This window comes from Mycobacterium sp. 1165196.3, assembly GCF_001673415.1.
Classification (GTDB): domain Bacteria; phylum Actinomycetota; class Actinomycetes; order Mycobacteriales; family Mycobacteriaceae; genus Mycobacterium; species Mycobacterium europaeum_A.
The window spans coordinates 40,817-64,769 of record NZ_LZLU01000137.1 but is presented as its reverse complement, the minus strand read 5'-3'; the positions used below and the strand labels follow the sequence as shown (position 1 = coordinate 64,769).

The following is a 23,953-nucleotide window of genomic DNA, read 5'->3' as shown; positions in this document are numbered from 1 at the left end:
TGTGCGGGTTGGTGGCCTTGGAGTCGTCGACGTAGGTGATTCCGTCGGCGACGGCCACGACCTCGGCCCGGTGCCGGCCCACCCGGAACGAGGCGCCCGCGGCCGCGATCGCCTCGGCCGGCACGTCGACGCTGCGCGCCAGCGCCGCGGCGGCCAGCGCGTCGAGCACCCCGACCGGCCCCGGCACCGGGCCGAGGTCGTGGCCGTCGCCGACGGAATCACCTACGTCGACGACTCCAAGGCCACCAACCCGCACGCCGCCGAGGCGTCCGTGCTCGCCTACCCCCGGGTCGTGTGGATCGCCGGCGGCCTGCTCAAGGGCGCGTCGGTCGACGCCGAGGTCTCCAGGATGGCGTCGCGGCTGGTCGCGGCGGTGCTCATCGGCCGAGATCGGCAATTGGTTGCAGAGGCGTTATCGCGACACGCGCCGGATGTCCCCGTCCTGCACGTTGTGACAGGCGAGGATGCTGATATGGATGCGACTGCTGTGGTTCTTGGGGCAGATGTGACAGAAGCGAAACAATTGGGCGACAAGCAACATTCCGGGGACAACGTGGGCACGGCGGTCATGACCGCGGCGGTCGCCGCGGCTCGTACCGTAGCGAAGCCCGGTGACACCGTCCTGCTGGCTCCGGCGGGCGCATCGTTCGACCAATTCGCGGGTTACGCCGACCGTGGCGACGCCTTCGCCGCCGCCGTGCGTGCGGCGCTCCGGTAGGGCGGGCGTGGATAACGCACTGACCCGGCGGCTGCGCCGGGGTAAAGACACCACCGAGACGGCCGCGGCCGAGGCCGGTGCGGCCGACAATGCCGACGCTGATGCCGCCGACGCCCCGGCAGCCGAGACCGACAAGAAGGCCGACAGGAAGGCCGACAAGAAGGCCGACAAGAAGGCCGACGCGCCGCAGACGAAGGACAAGCCCGCCAAAGACGGCGGTGCGCACGGCAGGTTCGGCGCCTGGCTGGGCCGGCCCATGACGTCGTTTCACCTGATCATCGCCGTGGCGGGGCTACTGACGACGCTCGGGCTGATCATGGTGCTCTCGGCGTCGGGCGTGCGGTCCTACGACGCCGACGGGTCGGCCTGGGTGATCTTCGGCAAGCAGGTGTTGTGGACCGTGGTCGGGCTCATCGCCTGCTACGCCTCCCTGCGGATGTCGGTGCGGTTCATCCGGCGGGTCGCATTCACCGGTTACGTCGTCACCGTCATCCTGCTGGTGCTGGTGCTCGTTCCCGGTATCGGCAACCTGGCCAACGGATCTCGTAAATGGTTCGTGGTCGCGGGTTTCTCGATGCAGCCCTCCGAGCTGGCCAAGATCGCCTTCGCCATTTGGGGCGCCCACATGCTGGCCGCCCGCCGCCTGGAGCGGGCGACCCTGCGGGAATTGCTGATCCCCCTGGTGCCGGCGGCGGTGATCGCGCTCGCGCTGATCGTGGCGCAGCCCGACCTCGGGCAGACGGTGTCGCTGGGCATCATCCTGCTGGCCCTGTTGTGGTACGCCGGCCTGCCGCTGCGCGTGTTCGTCACCTCGTTGCTGGCCGTGTTCGTGGCCGGCGCGATCCTGGCCATGTCGGCCGGCTACCGGTCGGACCGGGTGCGGTCCTGGATCAACCCGGAGAACGACCCGCAGGACACCGGCTACCAGGCCCGGCAGGCGAAGTTCGCGCTCGCGCACGGCGGCATCTTCGGTGACGGCCTGGGCCAGGGCGTGGCCAAGTGGAACTACCTGCCCAACGCGCACAACGACTTCATCTTCGCGATCATTGGCGAGGAGCTCGGCTTCATCGGCGCCTTCGCGCTGCTGGTGCTGTTCGGGCTGTTCGCCTACACCGGGATGCGGATCGCGCGCCGCTCGGCCGATCCGTTCCTGCGGCTGCTGACGGCCACCACGACGATGTGGGTGCTGGGGCAGGCGTTCATCAACATCGGCTACGTCATCGGCATCCTGCCGGTGACCGGCATTCAGCTGCCACTCATTTCCGCTGGTGGAACGTCCACCGCGGCAACACTTTTCATGATCGGCATCATGGCCAATGCGGCCCGTCACGAGCCGGAGGCGGTGGCCGCCCTGCGGGCCGGCCGCGACGACAAGGTGAACCGGATCCTGCGGCTGCCGCTGCCCGAGCCCTACTCGCCGACGCGCCTGGAGGCGTTCCGCGACCGCAAGCGGGCCCGCCCGAAGGCCGCCTCGCAATCGGGCGAAGCCCCACGCAAGGGCGCCGGGGCGCCCGGCCGCAAGCCCGCCCGCAAGGCCTCCCCGAAGGTAGAGGGTCCGCAGCGGCCGGCGCTGCCGCGAACGGCCGGCCGGCCGGCTCGCCAGACTGGAGGTACCGCCCGATCGCGGGCCAGGCATCATGGATCTGGCCAGCGCCGCGTCAGCCAGGCGGCAGGCCAGCGTCAGCCACGACGCGCACGCGCACTGGAAGGTCAGCGTTACGGGTGAACGACACGGTCAACAAGCCGACCGGCGGGCGGGGGGCAAACCCCTTGCCCGCCGGTGCCGCGTTGCCCTCTTTTACGCCCGAAAAGCCCCTGTCGGTCGTGCTGGCCGGTGGGGGAACCGCCGGTCACGTCGAGCCGGCGATGGCCGTCGCGGACGCGCTGAGCGCGCTCGATCCGCAGGTCCGCATCACCGCGCTGGGCACCGCGCGCGGGCTGGAAACCAGGCTGGTGCCCGAGCGCGGCTATGACCTCGAGCTGATCACGCCGGTGCCGCTGCCGCGCAAGCCCAGCGGCGACCTGGCGCGGCTGCCCTCGCGGGTGTGGCGGGCCGTTCGCGAGACCCGCGCCGTGCTGAGGGCGGTCGACGCCGACGTGATCATCGGCTTCGGGGGATACGTGGCCCTGCCGGCCTATCTCGCCGCCCGCGGTGTCTCGCCGCGCAAGCCGCGGATCCCGGTGGTGATCCACGAGGCCAATGCCAGCGCCGGGCTGGCCAACCGGGTCGGCGCCCGCAGCGCCGAGCGGGTGCTGTCCGCGGTGGCCGATTGCGGCCTGCCGCGCGCCGAGGTGGTCGGGGTGCCGGTGCGCGAGGCCATCACCTCGCTGGACCGCGCGGCGCTGCGTGCGCAGGCGCGCAGACACTTCGGCTTCGCCGACGACGCCCGGGTGCTGCTGGTGTTCGGCGGCTCGCAGGGCGCGGCCTCGCTGAACCGGGCCGTTTCGGGCGCGGCCGCCGAGCTCGCCGCCGCCGGCGTGGCGGTCCTCCATGCGCACGGCCCCAAGAACACGCTGGAGTTGCGCGAACCCGACCCCGGTGACCCGCCCTACGTGGCGGTGCCCTACCTGGACCGGATGGACCTGGCCTATTCGGCCGCCGACCTGGTGATCTGCCGATCCGGTGCGATGACGGTCGCCGAGGTGTCGGCGGTCGGCCTGCCGGCCATCTACGTGCCCCTGCCGATCGGCAACGGCGAGCAGCGGCTCAACGCGCTGCCGGTGGTCAACGCCGGTGGCGGCATGATCGTCGCGGACGCCGACCTGACGCCCGAGCTGGTGGCCCGCGAGGTGGCGGGGCTCCTAGGCGACCCGCCACGGCTGGCGGCCATGACCACCGCCGCCGCGCTGGTCGGACACCCCGACGCGGCCCGGCGGGTGGCCCAGGCGGCGCTGGACATCGCCAGGAAGGCGCAGCTCGGCCGCCCGAGTGGCCGGTGGGCCGGGAGAACCCGGTGAACACCCCGCAGCTGCCGCCCGAGCTGCAGCGCGTGCACATGGTCGGCATCGGGGGAGCCGGCATGTCGGGCATCGCGCGCATCCTGCTCGACCGCGGCGGGCTGGTATCCGGTTCGGACGCCAAGGAGTCACGCGGCATCCACGCGCTGCGCGCCCGCGGCGCGCAGATCAACATCGGGCATGACGCCGCCGCACTGGACCTGTTGCCCGGCGGCGTCACCGCCGTCATCACCACCCACGCCGCCATCCCGAAGACCAACCCGGAGCTGGTCGAGGCCCGCCGGCGCGGCATCCCGGTGATCCTGCGGCCGGCCGTGCTGGCCAAGCTGATGGACGGGCGCACCACGCTGATGGTCACCGGCACGCACGGCAAGACGACGACGACGTCGATGCTCATCGTGGCGCTGCAGCACTGCGGACGCGATCCGTCCTTCGCGGTCGGCGGCGAGATGGGGGAGGCCGGCACCAACGCCCACCACGGCAGCGGCGACTGCTTCGTCGCCGAGGCCGACGAAAGCGATGGCTCGCTGCTCGAGTACACGCCCAACGTCGCCGTCGTCACCAACATCGAGACCGACCACCTGGACTTCTACGGCAGCGCCGACGCCTATGTCGCCGTGTTCGACGCCTTCGTGGAGCGACTGGCCCCCGGCGGCGCGCTGGTGGTGTGCGTCGACGATCCGGGGGCACAGGCGCTGGCCAGACGCACGGCCGAGCTGGGCATCCGGGTGCTGCGGTACGGATCGGTGTCGCAGGACGGGTCATCGCGCCCGGGCGAGGAGCTGGCCGCGACGTTGCTCTCGTGGCAGCAGCAGGGCACCGAGGCCGTCGCGCAGATCCGGCTGGCCCCCGAACTCGACCCGGAGCAGCACCCGCGGGTGATGCGGTTGTCGGTGCCCGGCCGCCACATGGCGCTCAACGCGATGGGTGCGCTGCTGGCGGCGCTCGAGATCGGCGCCCCGGCCGACGCCGTGCTGGACGGCCTAGCCGGCTTCGAGGGCGTGCGCCGCCGGTTCGAACTGGTGGGCAGCGCGGCCTCGGTGCGGGTGTTCGACGACTACGCCCACCACCCCACCGAGATCGTCGCCACGCTGGCGGCGGTCCGCACCCTGCTCGAGCAAAGCGGTGACGGCCGCAGTATCGCGGTGTTCCAACCCCATTTGTATTCGCGGACAAAGGCTTTCGCCGAAGAGTTCGGGCGGGCGCTGGACGCGGCGGACCAGGTGTTCGTTCTCGACGTCTACGGCGCGCGCGAACAGCCGCTGGCCGGTGTCAGCGGCGCCAGTGTCGCCGAGCATGTCAGCGTGCCGGTGCGCTACCTGCCGCACTTCTCCGCGGCCGCCGAGCAGGTGGCCGCGGTCGCCGCGCCCGGCGACGTCATCGTGACCATGGGAGCCGGCGACGTGACCCTGCTCGGGCCCGAGATCGTGACGGCGTTGCGGGTGCGGGCCAACCGCGGCGCCCCCGGGGCGTTGCGATGACGGAGCCGGACGACCCGGTCCCGACCGACGTGGCCGGGGCACGGGCCGCCGGTCAGCCGTCCGGCGCCGACGACATCGCGGTCACCGAACCGCTCGTCACCGGTACAGGCGCGGAGCGGGGTGACGCCGGCCCCCAGCCCGATCAGGCCGATGTCGAGGGGCCACGCCGGCGTGCCCGCCGGGAACGCGCCGAACGCCGCGCCGCGCAGGCCCGCGCCACCGCCATCGAAGAGGCGCGCCGCGAGGCCAAGCGCCGGGCCAGCGGGCGGCTGGTCACCGAGCCCAAACCCGTTGCGCGCGGGGTCGTTCGGGGCCTGAAGATGCTGCTGGCGACCATCCTGCTGGTGGTCGTCGGCATCGGGCTGGCCTTGATCCTCTACTTCACGCCGGCGATGTCGGCCCGCAACATCGTGGTCGTCGGCACCGGGGTGGTCACCCGGGAAGAGGTCCTGGAGGCGGCGCACGTGCGGCCCGGAACGCCGCTGCTGCAGATCAACACCAGCCAGGTGGCCGACCGGGTGGCGGCGATCCGGCGGGTGGCCAGCGCGCGGGTGCAGCGCCAGTACCCGTCGGCGCTGCGGATCACCATCGTGGAGCGAGTTCCGGTGGCGGTCAAGGACTTTCCCGACGGCCCGCATCTGTTCGACCGCGACGGCGTGGACTTCGCGACCGGCCCGCCGCCCCCGGCCCTGCCGTACCTCGACGTCGCCGACCCGGGTCCGAACGACCCGGCCACCAAGGCCGCCCTGCAGGTGCTGACCGCGCTGCGGCCCGAGGTCGGAGGCCAGGTCGGCCGGATCGCGGCGCCCTCGGTCGCCTCGATCACCCTGACCCTCGGCGACGGCCGGGTGGTGATCTGGGGCACTACCGACCGCACCGACGAGAAGGCCGAGAAGCTGGCCGCGCTGTTGACGCAGCCCGGCAAGACCTACGACGTGTCCAGCCCGGATCTGCCGACGGTCAAGTAGCGATCTTCGTCACGTCGTCCGCCCCGATCCGCCGTCGAGCAGCGCTCACGCCGCCGCGACGCACCAAAATTGCCCAAAATTTGCGGGGCGCGTGTCGGCGCGCCTGCGGGGTTAGGGCGCGCCCTACCCATACCGTTCTGGTTGCGCGCCACTACTTGACATAACTCTAACTCTATGGTTGAGGTTGAGGGTTTGCCAGGGAGGGGCCGCGACGTCCGGAGGAGCCCACCGCCGGGAGAGCTGAGCCAAGCCCATCAGGGAGGAAGACGAATGATGACCCCCCCGCACAACTACCTGGCCGTGATCAAGGTCGTGGGTATCGGTGGCGGCGGCGTCAACGCCGTCAACCGGATGATCGAACAAGGCCTCAAAGGCGTGGAGTTCATCGCCATCAACACCGACGCGCAGGCGCTGTTGATGAGTGATGCCGACGTCAAACTCGACGTCGGGCGCGAATCCACGCGTGGCCTGGGCGCCGGGGCGGACCCGGAGGTCGGCCGCAAGGCCGCCGAGGACGCCAAGGACGAGATCGAGGAGCTGCTGCGCGGCGCGGACATGGTGTTCGTCACCGCCGGCGAGGGCGGCGGAACCGGCACCGGCGGCGCGCCCGTCGTCGCCAGCATCGCGCGCAAGCTGGGCGCGCTGACCGTCGGCGTGGTCACCCGCCCGTTCTCGTTCGAGGGCAAGCGGCGCGGCAACCAGGCCGAGAGCGGCATCTCGGCGCTGCGCGAGAGCTGCGACACGCTGATCGTGATCCCCAACGACCGGCTGCTGCAGATGGGCGACGCCGCGGTCTCGCTGATGGACGCCTTCCGCAGCGCCGACGAGGTGCTGCTCAACGGTGTGCAGGGCATCACCGACCTGATCACCACCCCGGGCCTGATCAACGTGGACTTCGCCGACGTCAAGGGCATCATGTCCGGCGCGGGCACGGCCCTGATGGGTATCGGCTCCGCCCGCGGCGAGGGCCGCTCGCTCAAGGCCGCCGAGATCGCCATCAACTCGCCGCTGCTGGAAGCCTCGATGGAGGGCGCGCACGGCGTGCTGATGTCGATTGCCGGCGGCAGCGACCTGGGCCTGTTCGAGATCAACGAGGCGGCCTCGCTGGTGCAGGACGCCGCCCACCAGGACGCCAACATCATCTTCGGCACCGTGATCGACGACTCGCTGGGCGACGAGGTGCGCGTCACCGTCATCGCCGCGGGCTTCGATGCCGCCGGCGCCGGCCGCAAACCCGTCATCGGCGGCAGCGCCGACAAGGAGGAAAAGGGCGGTGCGCACCGGATCGAGTCGGCAAAGGCGGGCAAGCTCACCTCGACGTTGTTCGAACCGGTCGACGCGGTCAGCGTGCCGGTTCACACCAACGGCTCGACCTTGAATATCGGCGGCGATGACGACGACGTCGACGTGCCGCCCTTCATGCGTCGCTGAGATATGCCGGTGACCCTGGATCCCCGGCCGCGACGGTCGGGGCCGCCTGTTAGACAGGGCATCTCCGATACTGGTCACGTGAGCGTTCGCATTCGACGGGTGACCACCACCCGCGCCGGTGGTGTCTCGAAGCCGCCCTTCGACAGCTTCAACCTCGGCGACCACGTCGGGGACGACCCCGCGGCGGTGGCCGACAACCGCGCCCGGCTGGCCGCGGCCATCGGGCTGCGCGGCGCTCGGGTGGTGTGGATGAACCAGGTCCACGGCGATCGGGTCGAGGTGGTCGACGGGGCGCGCGACACCGCGGTCGACGACACGGACGCGTTGGTGACCCGCACCGCGCGTCTCGCGCTGGCGGTGGTGACCGCCGATTGCGTTCCGGTGTTGCTGGCCGACGCGCGTGCCGGTGTGGCCGCGGCGGTGCACGCCGGTCGGGTCGGCGCACAGCGCGGGGTGGTGGCCCGCACGCTGGAGACGATGGTGGAGCTCGGCGCGCGGCCCGAAGACATTTCGGCGCTCCTGGGTCCGGCGGTCAGCGGCCGCAATTACGAAGTGCCCGCGGCGATGGCCGACGAGGTCGAGGCGGCGTTGCCGGGCAGCCGGACCACCACCGGGGCGGGCACGCCCGGGCTGGATCTGCGTGCCGGAATCGCTTGGCAGCTAAGGAATTTAGGCGTGACGGCCATCGACATCGATCCGCGCTGCACGGTGGACGACCCGGCCTTGTTCAGTCACCGCCGGGACGCGCCGACCGGGCGGCTGGCCTCACTGGTCTGGATGGAGTGATTGCGATGGCGGCCCCGAACAGTCGAAGCGACCGCGAATCGGAATTGACCCACGCGTTGGCGTCGGTGCGCTCGCGCCTGGCCGCCGCAGCGGAAGCGGCGGGCCGCAACGTCGGCGAAATCGAAGTTCTGCCGATTACCAAATACTTTCCAGCAACCGACGTTGTGACTTTGTCCCGATTGGGTTGTCGCGCCGTCGGCGAATCGCGGGACCAGGAGGCGACGGCGAAAGTGGCCGAAGTCACCCGGCTGCTGGCGGCGTCCGCGCGGGCGGGCGTGGGAAATCCAAGCTGGCACATGGTCGGTCACATCCAGCGGAACAAGGCACGGTCGGTGGCGCGCTGGGCGCACACCGCTCACTCCGTCGACAGCGCTCATCTGGTGACCGCGCTGGACAAGGGGGTGGCCGCGGCGCTTTCCGACGGCCGTCGCACCTTCCCGATGCGGATCTATGTCCAAGTCAGCCTCGACGGCGACGAGTCTCGCGGTGGCGTCGACATATCCCGGCCGGGAGCCGTCGATCAGGTGTGCGACCAGGTCGAGGAGTCCAAGAACCTGGACCTGGTGGGGCTGATGGGGATTCCGCCGCTGGACTCGGACCCCGAAGAGGCCTTTGACCGGCTCCGATCCGAGCATCGACGGGTTCTCGAATCCCACCGCAACGCCGTCGGGCTGTCCGCCGGCATGTCGAACGACTTCGAAATCGCCGTCAAACACGGTTCGACGTGTGTGCGTGTCGGTACCGCGCTAATGGGCCCGCGGCGGTTACCGTCACCGTAAGTAGTCACTGCAGTAACAGCTTTATCACTAACACCAGTACTCCCAGGGGCTAGAAGGGTCAACGCAATGAGCACACTGCACAAAGTCAAGGCCTATTTCGGTATGGCCCCAATGGACGACTACGAGGACGAGTATTACGACGACCACGCGCCGTCCCGTGGTTTCCCGCGCCCGCGATTTGACGACGGATACGGTCGCTACGAGCAAGACGACTACGACGATCCGCGCCGCGAACCCGCCGACTACCCGCCGCCCGCCGGCTACCGCGGCGGCTACGGGGACGAGCCGCGCTACGGCGCCGTCCACCCCCGCGAGTTCGACCGCGCCGAGCGCGGCGGCGGCCCGCGCTTCGGGTCGTGGTTGCGCAACTCCACCCGCGGCGCGCTGGCGATGGACCCGCGCCGGATGGCGATGATGTTCGAAGAGGGCCACCCGCTATCGAAGATCACCACGCTGCGGCCCAAGGACTACAGCGAGGCCCGCACCATCGGCGAGCGTTTCCGCGACGGCACCCCGGTGATCATGGACCTGGTGTCGATGGACAACGCCGACGCCAAGCGGCTCGTCGACTTCGCGGCCGGCTTGGCCTTCGCCTTGCGCGGCTCGTTCGACAAAGTCGCCACCAAGGTGTTCCTGCTGTCGCCCGCCGACGTCGACGTGTCCCCGGAGGAGCGCCGCCGGATCGCCGAAACCGGTTTCTACGCTTACCAATAGGCGCATCCGCCGCCCCGATCCGCAGCGGCGGCTCGGTCACCCGAGCCACCGCAAGGGTGACGTGAGATAGGGGCTCTTACTCGGAGTCGGTAGGCTGGCAGGCGCCGCGCTGGTCCGCGGCGCTTGGCCATCGCTGAGCATCGCTTGTCATCTCATGGGTAAGGTCGGGGCACTTCAGTTGGTGTTGTTCTTTCAGATCCTCGGGTTTGCGCTGTTCATCTTCTGGCTGCTGCTCATCGCTCGGGTCGTCGTCGAGTTCATCCGCTCGTTCAGCCGGGATTGGCATCCCACCGGCATCACCGTCGTGGTGCTCGAGATCATCCTGTCGATCACCGATCCGCCGGTGAAATTGCTGCGCCGGCTCATCCCGCAACTCACCATCGGAGCGGTCCGCTTCGACCTGTCGATCATGGTGCTGTTGCTCGTCGCGTTCATCGGCATGCAACTGGCCTTCGGCGCCGCCGCATAGGGCGCCCGGAGGCCCGCCGGGCGGACCGTCGGAGCTAACGCATTCCGCCCCGGAGACGGTTCGGACACGTTTTAGCGTCGGTTTGGTTCCCCCGATTTAAAATTTCTAAGGTTTCGGATTTTATTGCCCTCAATGTTTGAAATTGGTCCTTATTTATTGGGCTAATCAGCAACGGTCGCGCCTGGTGTGACAGGATGGACGGCAGTTGCACTACGGCTACCACTGCGTTCTACACTTTCCAGAACGTTCGAGAAGGAACTTGAGGGGACGAAACAATGCCGCTTACACCAGCCGACGTCCACAATGTGGCGTTCAGTAAGCCACCGATCGGCAAGCGGGGCTACAACGAAGACGAGGTGGATGCCTTCCTCGATCTGGTGGAAGCCGAGCTGACGCGGCTCATCGAAGAGAACAGCGATCTGCGCCAACGAATCGAGGAGCTGGACCACGAGCTGGCCTCCGGCGGTGGCTCGGCCACTCCGGCCGCGGCCGCCGCCCCCACCCAGGCCATTCCTGTGCGCGAGCCGGTCCCCGAACCGGAACCGGTCAAGCCGGCGCCGGCCGCAGCCCCGACCGCCGCGGCCAACAACGAGGAACAGGCCATGAAGGCCGCTCGGGTGCTGACGCTGGCGCAAGACACCGCCGACCGCCTGACCACGACCGCCAAGGCCGAGTCTGAGAAGATGCTGGCCGACGCCCGCGCCAATGCCGACCAGATTCTCAGCGAGGCGCGCAGCACCGCCGAGACCACCGTCACCGAGGCCCGGCAGCGCGCCGACGCGATGCTCGCCGACGCGCAGACCCGTTCGGAGACCCAGTTGCGGCAGGCCCAGGAGAAGGCCGACGCCCTGCAGGCCGACGCCGAGCGCAAGCATTCCGAGATCATGGGCACCATCAACCAGCAGCGCACCGTCCTGGAAGGCCGCCTCGAGCAGCTGCGCACGTTCGAACGCGAGTACCGGACCCGGCTCAAGACCTACCTGGAGTCCCAACTGGAAGAACTCGGCCAGCGCGGATCCGCGGCACCCGTGGACTCCAGCGCCGACGCGGGCAGCTTCGACCAGTTCAACCGGGGCAACAACTAGCCGTTCGGGCGTGCCGGTCGCTCGCCGAGCTTCGGGGTTGGCACACTAGGTCATGAACCCGCGGTCCCGCTCGTCGCTTGGAGGATGACTGATGCTCATCATTGCGCTGGTATTGGCCCTGATCGGGCTCGTCGCGTTGGTGTTCGCGGTCGTCACCAGCAACGAGCTGGTGGCCTGGGTCTGCATCGCCGCCAGCGTGGTGGGCGTGGTGTTGTTGATCCTCGACGCGCTGCGGGAACGCCAGCGGCGCGACCTGGGCGGCGACGAAGCCCAGGACGCCGACGAGGCGCAGGTCGACGAGGAGGGCTACGTCGACTACCCCGAGGAGGTCCCGGGCGAGGGCGAACCGGCGACGGGGGAGACCGCGCCGACCGAGGAGTCCAGGGTCCCGGCCGAGGGCCACGGCGACGAGCCCGCCAAGTAATTCTTTGCCTCGACGGCTCGGCGCTCAGCCGGTAGCCGTGCCCAGCAGCTCGCGCACCTCGTCGTCGCTGATCTGGTGGAAGTCGTCGTAGACCTGTCCGACCGCTTCGAATCCGGGCGGCATCGTCAGGCACACCACGTCATCGGCCTCCCGCGCGAGGTCGCGGCAGGTCGACTCCGGACCCACCGGCACGGCGATCACGATCGATTTCGGCCCGGCGGCCCGGATGGCGCGCACGGCGGCGAGCATGCTTGCGCCCGTTGCGATTCCGTCGTCGACCAGGACGACGATCCTGTCGCGCAGGTCGGCCATCGGGCGACCGCCCCGGTAGGCGTGTTCGCGCCGCAGCAGCTCGGCGGCCTCGCTGTCGATCACCTCGCGGACCTGCTCGTCGGTGATGTGCAGGCTGGCCACCACATCGTCGTTCATCACCACACCGCCACCGCTGGCCAAGGCGCCCATCGCCAGCTCCGACCACTGCGGCACCCCGAGCTTGCGGACCAGAAAGACGTCGAGCGGAGCACCGAGGGCCGCGGCGATCTCCCAGGCCACCGGCACGCCGCCACGCGCCAGACCGAATACCAGCACGTCACCGCGGCCGCGATAGGCCGCCAGCTGCAGTCCCAGCGCGCGTCCGGCCTCGCGTCGGTCGACGAACGTCTTCGGCGATGTCCGCCGGACAAAGCCACTCGATCGGTTCATGCGTTCACACTCCCGGCTACTGGGCCTGCTTCCAGGCTACGTGCGGTCGCAATGGGGAGGATGCGCGAGATGAGACCGCGCCACCCAGGCGGCGTGACCAGGTACGGGCGTGATCGCCGCTTCGCGGCTCAACACACTCCATCGCCTCAGGAATGAATGCGAGCATCCATTTCACTCGGCTCAGTCGCGTGTGCGCGCCGCTGCGCGGCTCAACACACTCCATCGGCTCGGAACTGAACGCAAGCGTCCATTTCGCTCGCCTCAGTCGCGTGTCCGAGGGGGGACTTGAACCCCCACGCCCATTAGTAGGGCACTAGCACCTCAAGCTAGCGCGTCTGCCATTCCGCCACTCGGACAAGGCCAAACCAGCATGGGTTGGCAGCTAAGGCTATCGGATCGCGGGCCGCGAACCCAATCCAGCTCCTCGAGACGTGTCGACGATCGGCATCGAGCCGTCCGGCCTCGGCAATGGTAGGAAAGGTGGTTGTGACCATTCAGAGCGGGGCGACCGAGGGGCCAACCAACCCGAGCGACGACGTGGTCGAGGTTGTCAGCAAGTTGATCCGGTTCGACACCACCAACACCGGCGAACCGGAGACGACCAAGGGAGAGGCCGACTGCGCGCAGTGGGTGGCCGAGCAGCTCGCCGAGGTCGGCTACGCGCCGCACTACGTCGAATCCGGCGCCCCGGGCCGCGGCAACGTGTTCGCCCGGCTGCCGGGAGCGGACTCCTCGCGTGGCGCCCTGCTGATTCACGGGCATCTGGACGTGGTGCCGGCCGAGCCGACCGAATGGAGCGTGCACCCGTTCTCCGGCGCGGTCAAAGACGGCTTCGTCTGGGGTCGCGGCGCGGTCGACATGAAGGACATGGTCGGCATGATGATCGTGGTGGCCCGCCACTTGAAGCGGGCGGGCATCGTGCCGCCGCGCGACCTGGTCTTCGCGTTCATCGCCGACGAAGAACACGGCGGGACCTTCGGCGCGCAGTGGCTGGTCGACAATCGCCCCGAGCTCTTCACCGGCATCACCGAGGCGATCGGTGAGGTGGGCGGCTTCTCGCTGACGGTGCCGCGCAAGGACGGGGGCGAACGTCGGCTCTATCTGATCGAGACGGCCGAAAAGGGGCTGTCCTGGATGAAGCTGACCGCCCGGGGGCCGGCCGGACACGGGTCGATGGTGCACGACCAGAACGCCGTCACCGCCGTCGCCGAGGCCGTTGCCCGCCTGGGCCGCCACCAGTTTCCGCTCGTGCTGAACGACGCCGTCGCGCAGTTCCTCGCCGCGGTCAGCGAGGAGACCGGCCTCACCTTCGACACCGAATCGGGGGACCTGCGCGGGGCGATCGACAAGCTGGGCCCGATGGCCCGCATGCTCAAGGCCGTGCTGCACGACACCGTGAACCCCACCATGCTCAAGGCGGGGTACAAGGCCAACGTCGTACCGGCCGTCGCGGAGGCGGTGGTGGACTGCCGGATATTGCCGGGCCGCAGGGAGGCGTTCTTGGCCGAGGTCGACGAGCTGCTGGGACCGGACGTGACGCGCGAGTGGATCCAGGATCTGTCGTCCTATGAGACCAGCTTCGACGGCGACCTCGTCGATGCCATGAACGCCGCCGTGCTGGCGTTCGACCCGGGCGCCCGTACCGTGCCGTATATGCTTTCCGGCGGCACCGATGCAAAGTCGTTTGCGCGCTTGGGTATTCGTTGTTTCGGCTTCAGCCCGCTGCGGTTGCCGCCGGACTTGGATTTCACGGCATTGTTCCACGGCGTGGATGAGCGGGTACCCATCGATGCGCTGCGGTTCGGCACCGACGTGCTGGCCCACTTCCTGACCCACTGCTAGATCAGACGCAAGCCGATCACACGAGAGGACCGCCATGAGCACTGCTCCCGACCCGTACGCATCGTTGCCCAAGCTGCCGACCTTCACGCTGACCTCCCAGTCGGTCACCGACGGCCAACCGCTGGCCAAGCCGCAAGTCAGCGGAATCATGGGCGCGGGAGGCGAAGACGTCAGCCCCCAGCTGAGCTGGTCGGGCTTCCCGGACGAGACCCGCAGCTTCGCTGTCACGGTCTACGACCCCGACGCCCCGACGGCCTCCGGGTTCTGGCACTGGGCGGTGGCCAACCTGCCGGCCGACGTCACCGAGCTGCCCGCGGGCGCCGGCGACGGCAGCAACCTGCCCGGCGACGCGCTGACGCTGGTGAACGACGCCGGGCAGCGCCGCTACATCGGGGCCGCGCCGCCGGCGGGCCATGGCCCGCACCGGTACTACATCGCCGTGCACGCCGTGGACACCGACAAGCTGGATCTGCCCGAGGACGCCAGCCCCGCCTTCCTCGGGTTCAATCTGTTCCAGCACGCCATCGCGCGAGCGGTCATCCACGCCACCTACGAACAGAAGTAGGGGCGGGCCTTACGGCCAACGGCGTTCCGCGCGGGAAGGTTCCCGGCGCTGGTAGGGCTCCGGCGCGAGGCACGCTCCGGCCGCCCGGCATCCCAAATCACGTCGCCAGTTTCGTCCCGGTGGTTTCGGCGGCGCGTTTTGTCGGTGGGCTGTCGTAGCATTCGAACATGTGTTCGAGTGCATGGGAAAAGATTCAGGCTGACGTTGACGCGCTGAGCGCGGCTGTCTCGCGCTTCCAGGCGCTTTCCTGGGAGGCTCTGACGCCTGCCGAGCTGGTTGACGCGCTGGAGAGATACGCGTTTTTCATCGGCCGGCTGGATGCCCTCATATATGAGCTGCGAAGCCCTTTCGCACGGCTGGGTGGGACGCGCCCATGACTTTGACCAACCGCGAGCAGATTCAGGACGACGTTGAGGCATTGTGCGCTGCGGCCGCTCGCTTTCAGGAGCATTCCTACGAGGCTTTGACCAACCCGGAACGCCTCGGAATCTTGGACACACTCGAACGCGTAGCACGCAAGCTTCAAACGCCAAGTCATCAGCTCATCAATCAGCTTGGTGAGCAAGGGGATTCAACGGAGTTTGGCGGCAAGCTGTCCTGGGTGTTGGCCGATCGGCTGCACATCACCCGCGCCGAGGCCGGCCACCGGATCGCTGAGGCCGCCGATCTGGGCCCCCGCCGGGCGCTGACGGGTGAGCCGTTGGCTCCGTTGTTGCCGGCCACTGCGGCGGCCCAGCGCGACGGGGCGATCGGGCAAGACCACGTGGCGATGATCCGTCGGCTTTTCCACCAGCTGCCCGAGTCCGTCGACATCGAAACGCGTGAGCACGCCGAGCGGCAGCTGGCAGCCAAGGCGCGCGAATTCCGGCCCGATCAGCTCGCCAAGCTCGCCCGCCGCCTGATGGACTGCCTCAATCCCGACGGCAACTACACCGACGAGGATCGAGCGCGGATGCGCGGGCTGGTGCTCGGCAATCAGCAAGCCGACGGCATGTCGCGCCTGAGTGGATGGCTGACGCCCGAAGCGCGAGCCAGCTGGGAGGCGGTGCTGGCCAAGCTGGCCGCGCCCGGCATGTGCAATCCCGACGACGACACGCCGATTGTGGACGGCGCCCCGCCGGAAGAGGCTGTGCAACATGACACCCGCACCCCCGGTCAACGCAACCACGACGGGCTCAACGCGGCGTTGCGAGCTGCGCTGGCCAGCGGAGAGTTGGGTCAGCACAACGGATTACCCGCCAGCATCGTCGTGACCACCACGCTCAGGGAACTCGAAGCCGCCGCCGGAACGGGCTTGACGGGCGGCGGCACCCTGCTGCCGATGTCGGATGTCATCCGCCTGGCCCGCCACGCCCACCATTACCTGGCGATCTTCGACAAGGGCAAGGCGCTGGCGCTGTATCACACCAAGCGTCTGGCATCACCGGGTCAGCGGATTGTGCTGTACGCCAAGGATCGTGGGTGTTCCCATCCCGGCTGCGACGTGCCCGGTTATTACTGCGAAGTGCACCACGTCGAAGATTGGGCCACGACTTACCGCACCGACATCGACCAACTCACCTTGGCCTGCGGACCGCACCACCGGCTTCTCGAGAAGGGCTGGACCACCCGAAAACGGGCGAACGGCTACACCGAATGGATACCGCCGCCGCATCTCGATCGCGGGCAACCGCGGACCAACACATTCCATCACCCAGAGGAATTGCTGTGCGAGGGAGAAGACGGCGAGAACGACAACTCAGTGGGGGCGGCTTAACGCGGCGACTTACATGCGTCCGTACGCGACGGCCATGATTAGACCCAAACCTGCCAGCAACAGAAACATGATTGCGACCGGGTCGATCACTTCGAAGATCATGTGATCATCCCTGGATGGGCGAGATGACAGGAATTGGTGTAACCGGCCGTAGTTCAACACATCCGGGCATCATGCGATCGCGACGCCTAGCGGGATACGTTGCGTGCTAATCATATTCGTCGTTCTCCTTATGCCGTAGTGCGAGTCTGGGCCGCTGCCCTTTGTGATGCGAACGTCGTTGATGCGGTTGGTTTTCCGCGGCTACCTTCCGCCAGATACATGTCATAGGGCACGGCCTTGAGTAGCGTCACCAGTCGTCCCGTCTCATCGGGGATTGAGTAGATGCGCTGGTCGCCGGGACGCGCGCCGGCTATCGCGCGGCCCAAGGGCGACGCCATCGAGTAGACCTTGATATTGGCGCCCTCGCTGCCGCGTCTGCCGAGCAGAAAAGTCTCGGTCTCGCCGGTGACGTCGTAACGGATGGTCAGAACCATGCCCGGTTCGGCCATGGAGTCACTGGCGGGACTCTCGTCAACGACCGCCTTAGACAACAGCTTTTGAATCTCGCGGATGCGTCGTTGTCGCGCTACGCGATTCGCGTCGAAGTCCATTATGTCGTCGGGAGTTTCAACGATGAGCCCCGAGCGCAACGCGTTGAGTCTGTTCCGCAGACGGGTGTATTGCTGTCGTGTCATCCAGATGGGTTCGGAGCTGGTCATTTCAGCGGTGTCCCTTCGTTTGTAGGGGAGCGTCGTCGGGGGGGGCAGAAGTGGGCAGCCGCCACTGACGACTCGGAGGCCCGTGGTGGGCGAGATTTTGATGCGGTTCAAAGTTTTTCGTGTAGCGCTCTAATTCCATGGTGCCTGCATCGGTACGAGGGTGCTTGCCGGACAACGACAACCGCGGTGCGCGGCATTGTCACGCCCCGACAACGCTGTGGCTGGTAGCGTCCCAACCCACCACAGGGGAGCGCGCTGCTAAATACCAAAACTCAACCCCCGCGGGGCTGGGTCGGAATAGAGTGGGGCGCGCTGCTTATCGTCGTTCGACCAGGCGGTCGAAGCTCTGCTGCCATCGGGCGTAGCGGAGTCGGTCAAGAGTGATGCGCGCGCGGGCGAACAGGGCGACTGCCAAGAGGCTCACCCCCCACCAGGTCGCTACTGCAAAGACCAGCGCGTCGTTGCGGGCGGTGTTTACCGGTCTTGCCACCGGAAGGCCCCGGTCGTCGACCCAGATCTCGATCTCGTCCCCGATTTTGGCTTTTAGCGGCGCGGTAACGTCGCCGGTGCGTTCGGTCCCGGCGGCGAACCATCGAGCGGGAACCGTCACGGTCGGGCTGTCAAGGTTGCGACGCTGACTCTCACCGGTGACAGTCGCGGTCACCGGGCGGCGAGTTTGGACCTGCTCGGCATAGAGACGGCTTCGAGAATCATGGACCACCGTGCCCACGGCGGCACCGATGGGTACGGCGACCAACGACACCGCAACGGCTAGTACCAGAATCAGTGCCTCCACTCGGTCTGTCTTGCGTATCAGCGGGTTACGACCAAACAGTCGCGCCAACAGCCTTCGGGGCACAGGCAGGGTGAATGTTTCCATCGCGGCGTCATCGTCTGGTCGGCGGTTGGCCATCCGTTGATGATCGGGCTCTGGGGTGGACATCGCATTTCCTATCGGAGGGTTCGACCCAGGCTTGAGGTCGCGCAATGCGGGCGGAAACCAATCGTGAGTCAAGCCTGGCCACTGACTGGGCAACCTTCATGATGGTGCGGATGTTCGCCGCAAGCTTTGCCGCAGCCGGACAATGTCGCCGACCCGCTTTGTCGGGTTCCGACAGCGCGTGGTCAATCGGTGTCGATAGCCGCGAGTTCGATCATCATCGCCAGCCGCTTTCTGGCATCGTCTAACGGCAAAGTGGTGATCTCGGCCATCTTGCGCAGCCGGTAACGCACGGTGTTTTCGTGCACTCCGAGCCGTTCTCCGGCCTCGGCCGGGTCGCCCTGGGCCTCCAGCCATGCTCGCAGCGTGGCGACGTAGTCGGTCCCGTGGGCACGGTCATGACGGCCCAGCTCGGCCACCGGCCCACGGGATGGGGAACGGCCTTTGCGCGCCGCGGCGCGCAACCGCTGCAGCAGGATGTCAGCCCATGACTCGTCATAGACCGGAGGCGCGGCCCCGGGTGATATCTCATGCAGCGCAAGACATTCCTCGGCTTCCTGGCGTGCAGCGGCAAGGTCTGTCACCTCAGCCGCGCCACTTACACCGGCCAACACCGTCACCTGTTCGGGCAGGGCCGCCCGCAGACCGGTTACCCAGCGCCGCGCCGTCGCCGCTTGCTCGGCGGGCAGCAGCGTGTACACGATTTTGCCCGCCAAAGCGCTGCGCCCCGGCCGTGACCAGCCGAATCCGGTGGTAGCACGCTCGAACGACAACAACAAAGCGGCATCGCGTTCATCGCCGATGAACGCCTGCAGCGCAATGACTCTCAGGCCATCGTGCGGCAGACCCAGCCTGCTCGCCACCATGGCTGCATCAGCAGTGCCCTCCAGCAGCCGAAGCACGAGTTCGGATTCGACTTGACGTTCCAAATCCGCGCTCGCGCGGGACCGGAGAAGATGCAGGGCTACGGTGTGCGCACCCGCGGCCAAGGCGGTGCGCGCCGCTTCGTCGAGAGGCGCCAAACACGCCACCCATACCGACCCGATCAGCTCTCCCGCGGAGCGCACCGCCACCACTTCACGCCCGATCAAACCGTGTTCGGGATCCTCGGGGACGAACAGCGGTTCGTCGGAGACCCCCAGGTGTGCGAATACGCCCCGCGCATCGAACAATTCGCGCAGCTGCTCGGGCGTCTGTCGTTCCAGGATGGTCTGCACCCGCGCCGGGTCAGCATGCTGCTGTTGTTTCGAATACGCCAACACCCGCAACAGCGCGTCGTGAATGACGACTGAACTGCCGACAGCATCCGCCAGGCTATCGGCCAGCGCGAACAAATCCGTTGGGCCACGACCGGATTCGGTCTCGCGGCCCTCCAACACGAGACCGTAGACGACCGCACTCACCTCGCTCCAGGTGACCGCCTCGTCAACCACCAGGACGGCGCCGACCTCGGCCTCGCTGTCGAACGCCTCTCTGTCGAGCGCGATCGGCTCACCGTCGCGTACCAACACCACGACGGCGCGCGCCGAAGCCGCCCACCGCACCGCTTCGCGAACGGAGCCGGCGCCGATGGCCAGCAATACATCGCCTACCACCACACGATCCGGCGCGGCTTCGTGGATCACCACGCTGCGCAGTTCGGTCGACCTGGGCACCGACGACCACCGCAAGCGGACCCTATAACCACCCAGCACGTTCACCAAGCGGTCCAACGTGATCACCAGCCGCTCCTTATGCCGAACTGGTAGTCAGCCTAGCCAGGCGTCAAGCGGGTCCGATTGAAAATGCAATTGCTAGGCCGATGAGCTTCTGCTCGACCGCGCGGCCCGACTCAATCCGGCGGGTGGGCCGCCGAGCCGACGGCATCGCTGAGCGACGCGAAGCCACCGTCGCGCAGCCGCTGCGCGATGCCATCGTGAATCTGCTTGGCCCACAAGCCTCCTCCGTAGATGAAGCCGGTGTAACCCTGCAGCAGCGATGCGCCCGCGGTGATCCGCTCCCAGGCGTCGTCCGCGGTCTCGATGCCCCCCACACTGATCAGCACCAGGCGGTCACCGACCCGGCCGTAAAGCCGGCGCAGCACCTCGACCGCGCGGCGTGCCACCGGCGGCCCGGAGATGCCACCCGGACCCAGCTCGTCGACCCCGGGCGTCCGCAGACCCTGCCGTGACACCGTGGTGTTGGTGGCCACGATGCCGGCCAGGCCCAGTTCCACTGCCAGGTCCGCGATTTCGTCCACGTCGGCATCGGAAAGGTCCGGCGCGATCTTCACCAGCACCGGTTTGGACGTCTCGGCGAGCACCGCCGAAAGGATGGGCCGCAGCGTGTCGACGGCCTGTAGATCACGCAGCCCGGGGGTGTTCGGCGAGCTGACGTTGACCACCAGGTAGGACGCCAGGGGGCCGACCAGCCGGGCGCTCGCCCGGTAATCGTCGACGGCCGCGGCGGCCGGCGTCAGCTTCGTCTTGCCGATGTTGACCCCGATCGGCACCTCGGGCCGCTGCCGCGCGAGGCGCATCGCCAGCGCGCCGGCACCGAGGTTGTTGAAGCCCATCCGATTGAGCAGAGCCCGGTCGGCCGGCAGCCGAAACATCCGGGGGGCCGGGTTGCCCGGCTGTGGGCGGGCCGTGACCGTCCCGACCTCCGCGTGCCCGAATCCGAGCGCCCCCCACGTGAGCAGCCCCAGGCCGTCCTTGTCGAAGCCGGCGGCCAGTCCCAGTGGCCCGGCGAAGCGCACCCCGAACACCGTGCTCGCCAGTGCCGGATCCGTCGGGGCCAGCAGCCGGTGCAGCAACCGCCGTGTCCAGCCGACCGAGGTGACACCACGCAGCAAGGCGAACACCAGCGTGTGAATCCGCTCGGGCGGGATCACGAAAAGCAGCCGTCGCGCCACGCCGTACATCCGGTGTCCGCCCTCGCGTGACCGGGCGGCCGTCACAGTTCCGGCTGGTCGGGCCGTCGCCCCTCGGAAGCCGCGCCCTCGATGCGAGACTTCTTGCGGCGCAACAACACTCGTCTGCTACCGTCGGTGTAAAGCCGCACCCTGGTCAACTCCCAGCCGCGGTATTCGGCCTCGATGGACAATCGGGTGGACGCACTGACCCGGGTCACGTCCGGCGGCAAACGCAGCGGCGCCCATTCGTATTCGTCGGACATCTCGGTGTCCCATCCCGCGGGCAGGCGGCTGCGCCGCGCCGCGGTCAACGCGTACCCGCCGCGTGCTCGATGACCTGAACTCCCGCACCGGAACCCGACACCACGTACAGGGTGCCTGACGCTTCGTCGATGGCCAGCGAGTTCGGTTGCTGCACGGTCGGGTAACGCACCTTTTCGACGGGAATTCCGGTGGACAGATCGTAACCAATGACGATATTGGAAACGGTCTGCGAAACCCAGGCTAACGCGCGGGAGCCGGCCAGGCCGTACGGCGCCTGCGCAACCGGGTAGGCCTGCCGCAGAATCAACGGGTCCACGCCGTACACCAGCAGCTGGCCACCGCGGGTGTCGGCGACCAGCACCCGGCCCGCCGGATCGGCGGCCATGGTGGTGGCGCCCCGGCCCGCGCGCAGCGCCTGCTCGGCATGACCGTCGGCGCCCATCGTCGTCACCGACGTCTGGCCGCGGTCCAGCACCACCGTCGTATTGCCTTGTGTGGCAAGGGCATCGACGCGCGCAAAGATCTTGTTGCGGTTAACGACGGTCGCGCTGGTGACCGCGCCCGGCGTCGGGGAGGCAAGGGTGTAGACGGCGCCGTCGGCGCTGCCCAGCACCAGCTTGCCGTCGGCGCGCTGGGCCACCGCGGTGAAATCGGTCTGGGAAGCGTCGGCGACGGCCACCTGAGTCGCCCGGACGGTGGACAGCTCGACCGTGAAGTAGCCGCCGCGGGCGGCGAGGTAGGCGGTTCCGTGGCCGTCGTCGGCCAAGGCGGTGGCCGGTCCCGGCAACTCGACGACACGGGGCGTGACCTGCGCATCACCGAAGACGGTGACGCTGGCGGGGGAGGCCGCGTCGGCCCCCGGGGTCAGGACCACCAGCTGATGCGTGCCGTCGTCGAAGACCGCCGCCGCGGCGTGACCGGGCAGCGGCCGCACGGCGCCGGCGGGCTGCTGTGACGCGGGCGGCGACACGGCGGCGCGTGCCGGTTCGATGGTGCGCGGAGCGCCACCGAGCGAATTGGACGAACATCCGGCTATCGCCAGCAGCAAAACCGCGAGACTCGTCAAACCGCCCCGAACTGCCCGTTTCCGGCGCGACGGTAGTGGCAGCAATTCATTTCCCTCGTGGTCTGGCGGCGAGAAGCACGCGGAACACAGATTCTATGAAACGCTTTCGCCTCCACCGGGCCATGCCGCCTGCATTCGACCCTATCGGCGAGGTATGGTCAGCTCATGGCCGTCACCGCTGACCGTCATTTGACGCAGAAAGAGTTTGCTGTCGAGGACATGTCGACGGGCATTGCCGCTAGCGGATACGGACAAGTCGGTGATGGACGGAGCTTTTCGTTCCACATCGAGAACCGATCCCTGGTCGTCGAGGTTTACCGGCCGCGGCTGGCGGGGCCCGTGCCGCAGGCCGATGAGGTGGTCGCCACGGCGGTCCGCGACGTGGTCGATATCGACCTGACCGACGAGCGCAGCCTGAGCGCTGCGGTGCGCGACTCCATCGCGCATGCGGTGCCCGTTTCGCGCTAGCGGTGACCCGGCCAGCGGGTACCGTCGTGGTCGATATGACCGTCATCCTCTTACGGCACGGCCGCTCGAGTTCGAACACGGCGGGCGTTCTCGCCGGTCGCTCCGAGGGCGTCGACCTCGATGACAAGGGCCGTGAACAGGCCGAGGGGCTCATCGACCGGATCGGCGAGCTGCCGATCCGGGCGCTGGTCAGCTCGCCGCTGCTGCGCTGCCGGCGCACCCTCGAACCGTTGGCCGACGCGCTGTGCCTGACGCCGCTCGTCGACGACCGGCTTGCCGAGGTGGACTACGGCGAATGGACGGGCCGCAAGATCGGCGACCTGGTCAGCGAGCCGCTGTGGAAGGTCGTGCAGGCTCACCCCAGCGCGGCGGTGTTCCCCGGCGGCGAGGGCCTGGCGCAGGTGCAGGCCCGGGCGGTGGCCGCCGTGCGTGAGCACGACCGCCGCCTGGCCGCCGAAGCCGGTGCAGACAGCGGCGGCGACGTGCTGTGGGTCGCTTGCACTCACGGTGATGTCATCAAGGCCGTCATCGCCGACGCGTACGGCATCCACCTGGACGGCTTCCAACGCGTCACCGCCGACCCGGCGTCGGTGAGTGTGATCCGGTACACCGAGCTGCGTCCGTTTGTGTTGCATGTCAACCACACCGGTGCGCGGCTGGCGGCATCCTTGCGCGCCGGCCCTCCGGCGAAGGAAGAGGCTAAGGAAGGCTCGAAGCACGACACGACGCCCGACACCGACCCCAAATCCAACGGAGAAGCACAGCGGCCGGGTGCGGGAGTGCCGTCCAGCGACGCGGTGGTCGGCGGTTCCGCGGATTAATTCGGCGGGTGGGTCCATCGGATCGCACGGCGACGGCAACTGCCGGTATTTTGGGAAGTGCC

23 protein-coding genes, 1 tRNA gene and 1 pseudogene are annotated in these 23,953 nt (G+C 68.4%); 17 read left to right on the top strand and 8 right to left on the bottom strand.

Features of this window, described 5'->3' with window-relative positions; all coding sequences use genetic code 11:
- From A5659_RS14635 to A5659_RS14580, 12 genes are all read left to right on the top strand, one after another.
- On the top strand, window positions 1–718 hold a 718-nt coding region (locus A5659_RS14635; protein ID WP_369829379.1), incomplete at its 5' end, for a glutamate ligase domain-containing protein.
- Between the two features lie 7 nt (window positions 719–725).
- On the top strand, window positions 726–2,444 hold the full coding sequence (ftsW, locus tag A5659_RS14630) for a putative lipid II flippase FtsW (RefSeq protein ID WP_067182039.1): 1,719 nt from the start codon (window positions 726–728) through the stop codon (window positions 2,442–2,444).
- Complete coding sequence (murG, locus tag A5659_RS14625; RefSeq protein ID WP_067182034.1) at window positions 2,441–3,676, top strand: undecaprenyldiphospho-muramoylpentapeptide beta-N-acetylglucosaminyltransferase; 1,236 nt, start codon at window positions 2,441–2,443, stop codon at window positions 3,674–3,676. The genes ftsW and murG overlap by 4 nt, the downstream gene beginning before the upstream one ends.
- Entirely contained in the window at window positions 3,673–5,157 is a 1,485-nt protein-coding gene (gene murC, locus A5659_RS14620; protein ID WP_066876010.1) for a UDP-N-acetylmuramate--L-alanine ligase, read from the top strand. Before murG ends, murC begins: the two co-directional genes overlap by 4 nt.
- Window positions 5,154–6,125, top strand: a complete 972-nt coding sequence (locus A5659_RS14615; protein WP_067142984.1) for a cell division protein FtsQ/DivIB — start codon at window positions 5,154–5,156, stop codon at window positions 6,123–6,125. Before murC ends, A5659_RS14615 begins: the two co-directional genes overlap by 4 nt.
- Before the next feature lie 273 nt (window positions 6,126–6,398).
- Complete coding sequence (gene ftsZ / locus A5659_RS14610; RefSeq protein WP_007770764.1) at window positions 6,399–7,556, top strand: cell division protein FtsZ; 1,158 nt, start codon at window positions 6,399–6,401, stop codon at window positions 7,554–7,556.
- A gap of 78 nt (window positions 7,557–7,634) precedes the next feature.
- Window positions 7,635–8,342: a peptidoglycan editing factor PgeF gene (gene pgeF, locus A5659_RS14605; protein ID WP_066875975.1), complete on the top strand. Its 708-nt coding sequence runs from the start codon at window positions 7,635–7,637 to the stop codon at window positions 8,340–8,342.
- A 5-nt stretch (window positions 8,343–8,347) separates the two neighbouring features.
- Window positions 8,348–9,121, top strand: coding sequence for a YggS family pyridoxal phosphate-dependent enzyme (locus tag A5659_RS14600; RefSeq protein WP_066876006.1), 774 nt, complete (start codon window positions 8,348–8,350; stop codon window positions 9,119–9,121).
- Between the two features lie 66 nt (window positions 9,122–9,187).
- Window positions 9,188–9,835 carry a cell division protein SepF gene (locus tag A5659_RS14595; protein ID WP_066873504.1) on the top strand — a complete coding sequence of 216 codons (648 nt, stop codon included), beginning with the start codon at window positions 9,188–9,190 and terminating at the stop codon, window positions 9,833–9,835.
- A 178-nt stretch (window positions 9,836–10,013) separates the two neighbouring features.
- Entirely contained in the window at window positions 10,014–10,304 is a 291-nt protein-coding gene (locus A5659_RS14590) for a YggT family protein (protein WP_007770770.1), read from the top strand.
- A 275-nt stretch (window positions 10,305–10,579) separates the two neighbouring features.
- Window positions 10,580–11,389: a DivIVA domain-containing protein gene (locus A5659_RS14585; RefSeq protein WP_066873501.1), complete on the top strand. Its 810-nt coding sequence runs from the start codon at window positions 10,580–10,582 to the stop codon at window positions 11,387–11,389.
- Between the two features lie 91 nt (window positions 11,390–11,480).
- Window positions 11,481–11,813: a phage holin family protein gene (locus A5659_RS14580; protein WP_066873498.1), complete on the top strand. Its 333-nt coding sequence runs from the start codon at window positions 11,481–11,483 to the stop codon at window positions 11,811–11,813.
- 24 nt (window positions 11,814–11,837) lie between these two features.
- On the opposite strand, the pseudogene A5659_RS14575 reads toward A5659_RS14580, so the two are convergent.
- Together A5659_RS14575 and A5659_RS14570 are read right to left on the bottom strand one after the other, a co-directional pair.
- Window positions 11,838–12,515, bottom strand: a pseudogene (locus A5659_RS14575) (phosphoribosyltransferase); the annotation flags it as partial.
- A gap of 270 nt (window positions 12,516–12,785) precedes the next feature.
- Window positions 12,786–12,871, bottom strand: a tRNA-Leu gene (locus A5659_RS14570).
- Between the two features lie 112 nt (window positions 12,872–12,983).
- On the opposite strand from A5659_RS14570, the gene A5659_RS14565 reads away from it, so the two are divergent.
- The 3 genes from A5659_RS14565 to A5659_RS14550 all read left to right on the top strand — a co-directional run bounded on the left by A5659_RS14565 (window position 12,984) and on the right by A5659_RS14550 (window position 16,678).
- Window positions 12,984–14,357, top strand: a complete 1,374-nt coding sequence (locus A5659_RS14565; protein WP_369806919.1) for a M20/M25/M40 family metallo-hydrolase — start codon at window positions 12,984–12,986, stop codon at window positions 14,355–14,357.
- A 34-nt stretch (window positions 14,358–14,391) separates the two neighbouring features.
- The gene (locus tag A5659_RS14560; protein WP_067182031.1) at window positions 14,392–14,922 is read left to right on the top strand and encodes a YbhB/YbcL family Raf kinase inhibitor-like protein; all 531 of its coding nucleotides are present in this window, start codon (window positions 14,392–14,394) and stop codon (window positions 14,920–14,922) included.
- 373 nt (window positions 14,923–15,295) lie between these two features.
- The gene (locus A5659_RS14550) at window positions 15,296–16,678 is read left to right on the top strand and encodes an HNH endonuclease signature motif containing protein (RefSeq protein WP_067182028.1); all 1,383 of its coding nucleotides are present in this window, start codon (window positions 15,296–15,298) and stop codon (window positions 16,676–16,678) included.
- 230 nt (window positions 16,679–16,908) lie between these two features.
- On the opposite strand, the gene A5659_RS14545 is transcribed toward A5659_RS14550, so the two are convergent.
- From A5659_RS14545 to A5659_RS14520, 6 genes are all read right to left on the bottom strand, one after another.
- The gene (locus A5659_RS14545; protein WP_067182024.1) at window positions 16,909–17,439 is read right to left on the bottom strand and encodes a GreA/GreB family elongation factor; all 531 of its coding nucleotides are present in this window, start codon (window positions 17,437–17,439) and stop codon (window positions 16,909–16,911) included.
- A 316-nt stretch (window positions 17,440–17,755) separates the two neighbouring features.
- The gene (locus A5659_RS14540; protein WP_067182018.1) at window positions 17,756–18,382 is read right to left on the bottom strand and encodes a hypothetical protein; all 627 of its coding nucleotides are present in this window, start codon (window positions 18,380–18,382) and stop codon (window positions 17,756–17,758) included.
- A 182-nt stretch (window positions 18,383–18,564) separates the two neighbouring features.
- Entirely contained in the window at window positions 18,565–20,100 is a 1,536-nt protein-coding gene (locus A5659_RS14535) for a CdaR family transcriptional regulator (protein WP_067182014.1), read from the bottom strand.
- Window positions 20,101–20,210: 110 nt separating this feature from the next.
- Window positions 20,211–21,281 carry a quinone-dependent dihydroorotate dehydrogenase gene (locus tag A5659_RS14530; protein WP_067182007.1) on the bottom strand — a complete coding sequence of 357 codons (1,071 nt, stop codon included), beginning with the start codon at window positions 21,279–21,281 and terminating at the stop codon, window positions 20,211–20,213.
- A gap of 32 nt (window positions 21,282–21,313) precedes the next feature.
- Window positions 21,314–21,583, bottom strand: coding sequence for a DUF5703 family protein (locus tag A5659_RS14525; protein WP_066873471.1), 270 nt, complete (start codon window positions 21,581–21,583; stop codon window positions 21,314–21,316).
- The gene (locus tag A5659_RS14520; protein WP_067182005.1) at window positions 21,580–22,602 is read right to left on the bottom strand and encodes a YncE family protein; all 1,023 of its coding nucleotides are present in this window, start codon (window positions 22,600–22,602) and stop codon (window positions 21,580–21,582) included. Before A5659_RS14520 ends, A5659_RS14525 begins: the two co-directional genes overlap by 4 nt.
- Before the next feature lie 165 nt (window positions 22,603–22,767).
- Here A5659_RS14520 and A5659_RS14515 point away from each other — a divergent pair, with 165 nt between their 5' ends.
- Window positions 22,768–23,070: a hypothetical protein gene (locus A5659_RS14515; RefSeq protein WP_066873465.1), complete on the top strand. Its 303-nt coding sequence runs from the start codon at window positions 22,768–22,770 to the stop codon at window positions 23,068–23,070.
- A 35-nt stretch (window positions 23,071–23,105) separates the two neighbouring features.
- Window positions 23,106–23,891, top strand: coding sequence for a histidine phosphatase family protein (locus tag A5659_RS14510; RefSeq protein WP_066875958.1), 786 nt, complete (start codon window positions 23,106–23,108; stop codon window positions 23,889–23,891).
- Window positions 23,892–23,953 lie beyond the last annotated feature (62 nt).

Bases quoted from the DNA above. Each gene is read 5' to 3' on its own strand.
- A5659_RS14565 (WP_369806919.1), top strand. From the start codon at position 12,984: ATGGTAGGAAAGGTGGTTGTGACCATTCAGAGCGGGGCGACCGAGGGG.
- A5659_RS14515 (WP_066873465.1), top strand. From the start codon at position 22,768: ATGGCCGTCACCGCTGACCGTCATTTGACGCAGAAAGAGTTTGCTGTC.
- A5659_RS14595 (WP_066873504.1), top strand. From the start codon at position 9,188: ATGAGCACACTGCACAAAGTCAAGGCCTATTTCGGTATGGCCCCAATG.
- A5659_RS14545 (WP_067182024.1), bottom strand. From the start codon at position 17,439: ATGACCAGCTCCGAACCCATCTGGATGACACGACAGCAATACACCCGT.
- A5659_RS14530 (WP_067182007.1), bottom strand. From the start codon at position 21,281: ATGTACGGCGTGGCGCGACGGCTGCTTTTCGTGATCCCGCCCGAGCGG.
- A5659_RS14510 (WP_066875958.1), top strand. From the start codon at position 23,106: ATGACCGTCATCCTCTTACGGCACGGCCGCTCGAGTTCGAACACGGCG.
- A5659_RS14580 (WP_066873498.1), top strand. From the start codon at position 11,481: ATGCTCATCATTGCGCTGGTATTGGCCCTGATCGGGCTCGTCGCGTTG.
- ftsZ (WP_007770764.1), top strand. From the start codon at position 6,399: ATGACCCCCCCGCACAACTACCTGGCCGTGATCAAGGTCGTGGGTATC.
- A5659_RS14560 (WP_067182031.1), top strand. From the start codon at position 14,392: ATGAGCACTGCTCCCGACCCGTACGCATCGTTGCCCAAGCTGCCGACC.
- A5659_RS14585 (WP_066873501.1), top strand. From the start codon at position 10,580: ATGCCGCTTACACCAGCCGACGTCCACAATGTGGCGTTCAGTAAGCCA.
- A5659_RS14600 (WP_066876006.1), top strand. From the start codon at position 8,348: ATGGCGGCCCCGAACAGTCGAAGCGACCGCGAATCGGAATTGACCCAC.
- A5659_RS14550 (WP_067182028.1), top strand. From the start codon at position 15,296: ATGACTTTGACCAACCGCGAGCAGATTCAGGACGACGTTGAGGCATTG.
- A5659_RS14615 (WP_067142984.1), top strand. From the start codon at position 5,154: ATGACGGAGCCGGACGACCCGGTCCCGACCGACGTGGCCGGGGCACGG.
- A5659_RS14540 (WP_067182018.1), bottom strand. From the start codon at position 18,382: ATGTCCACCCCAGAGCCCGATCATCAACGGATGGCCAACCGCCGACCA.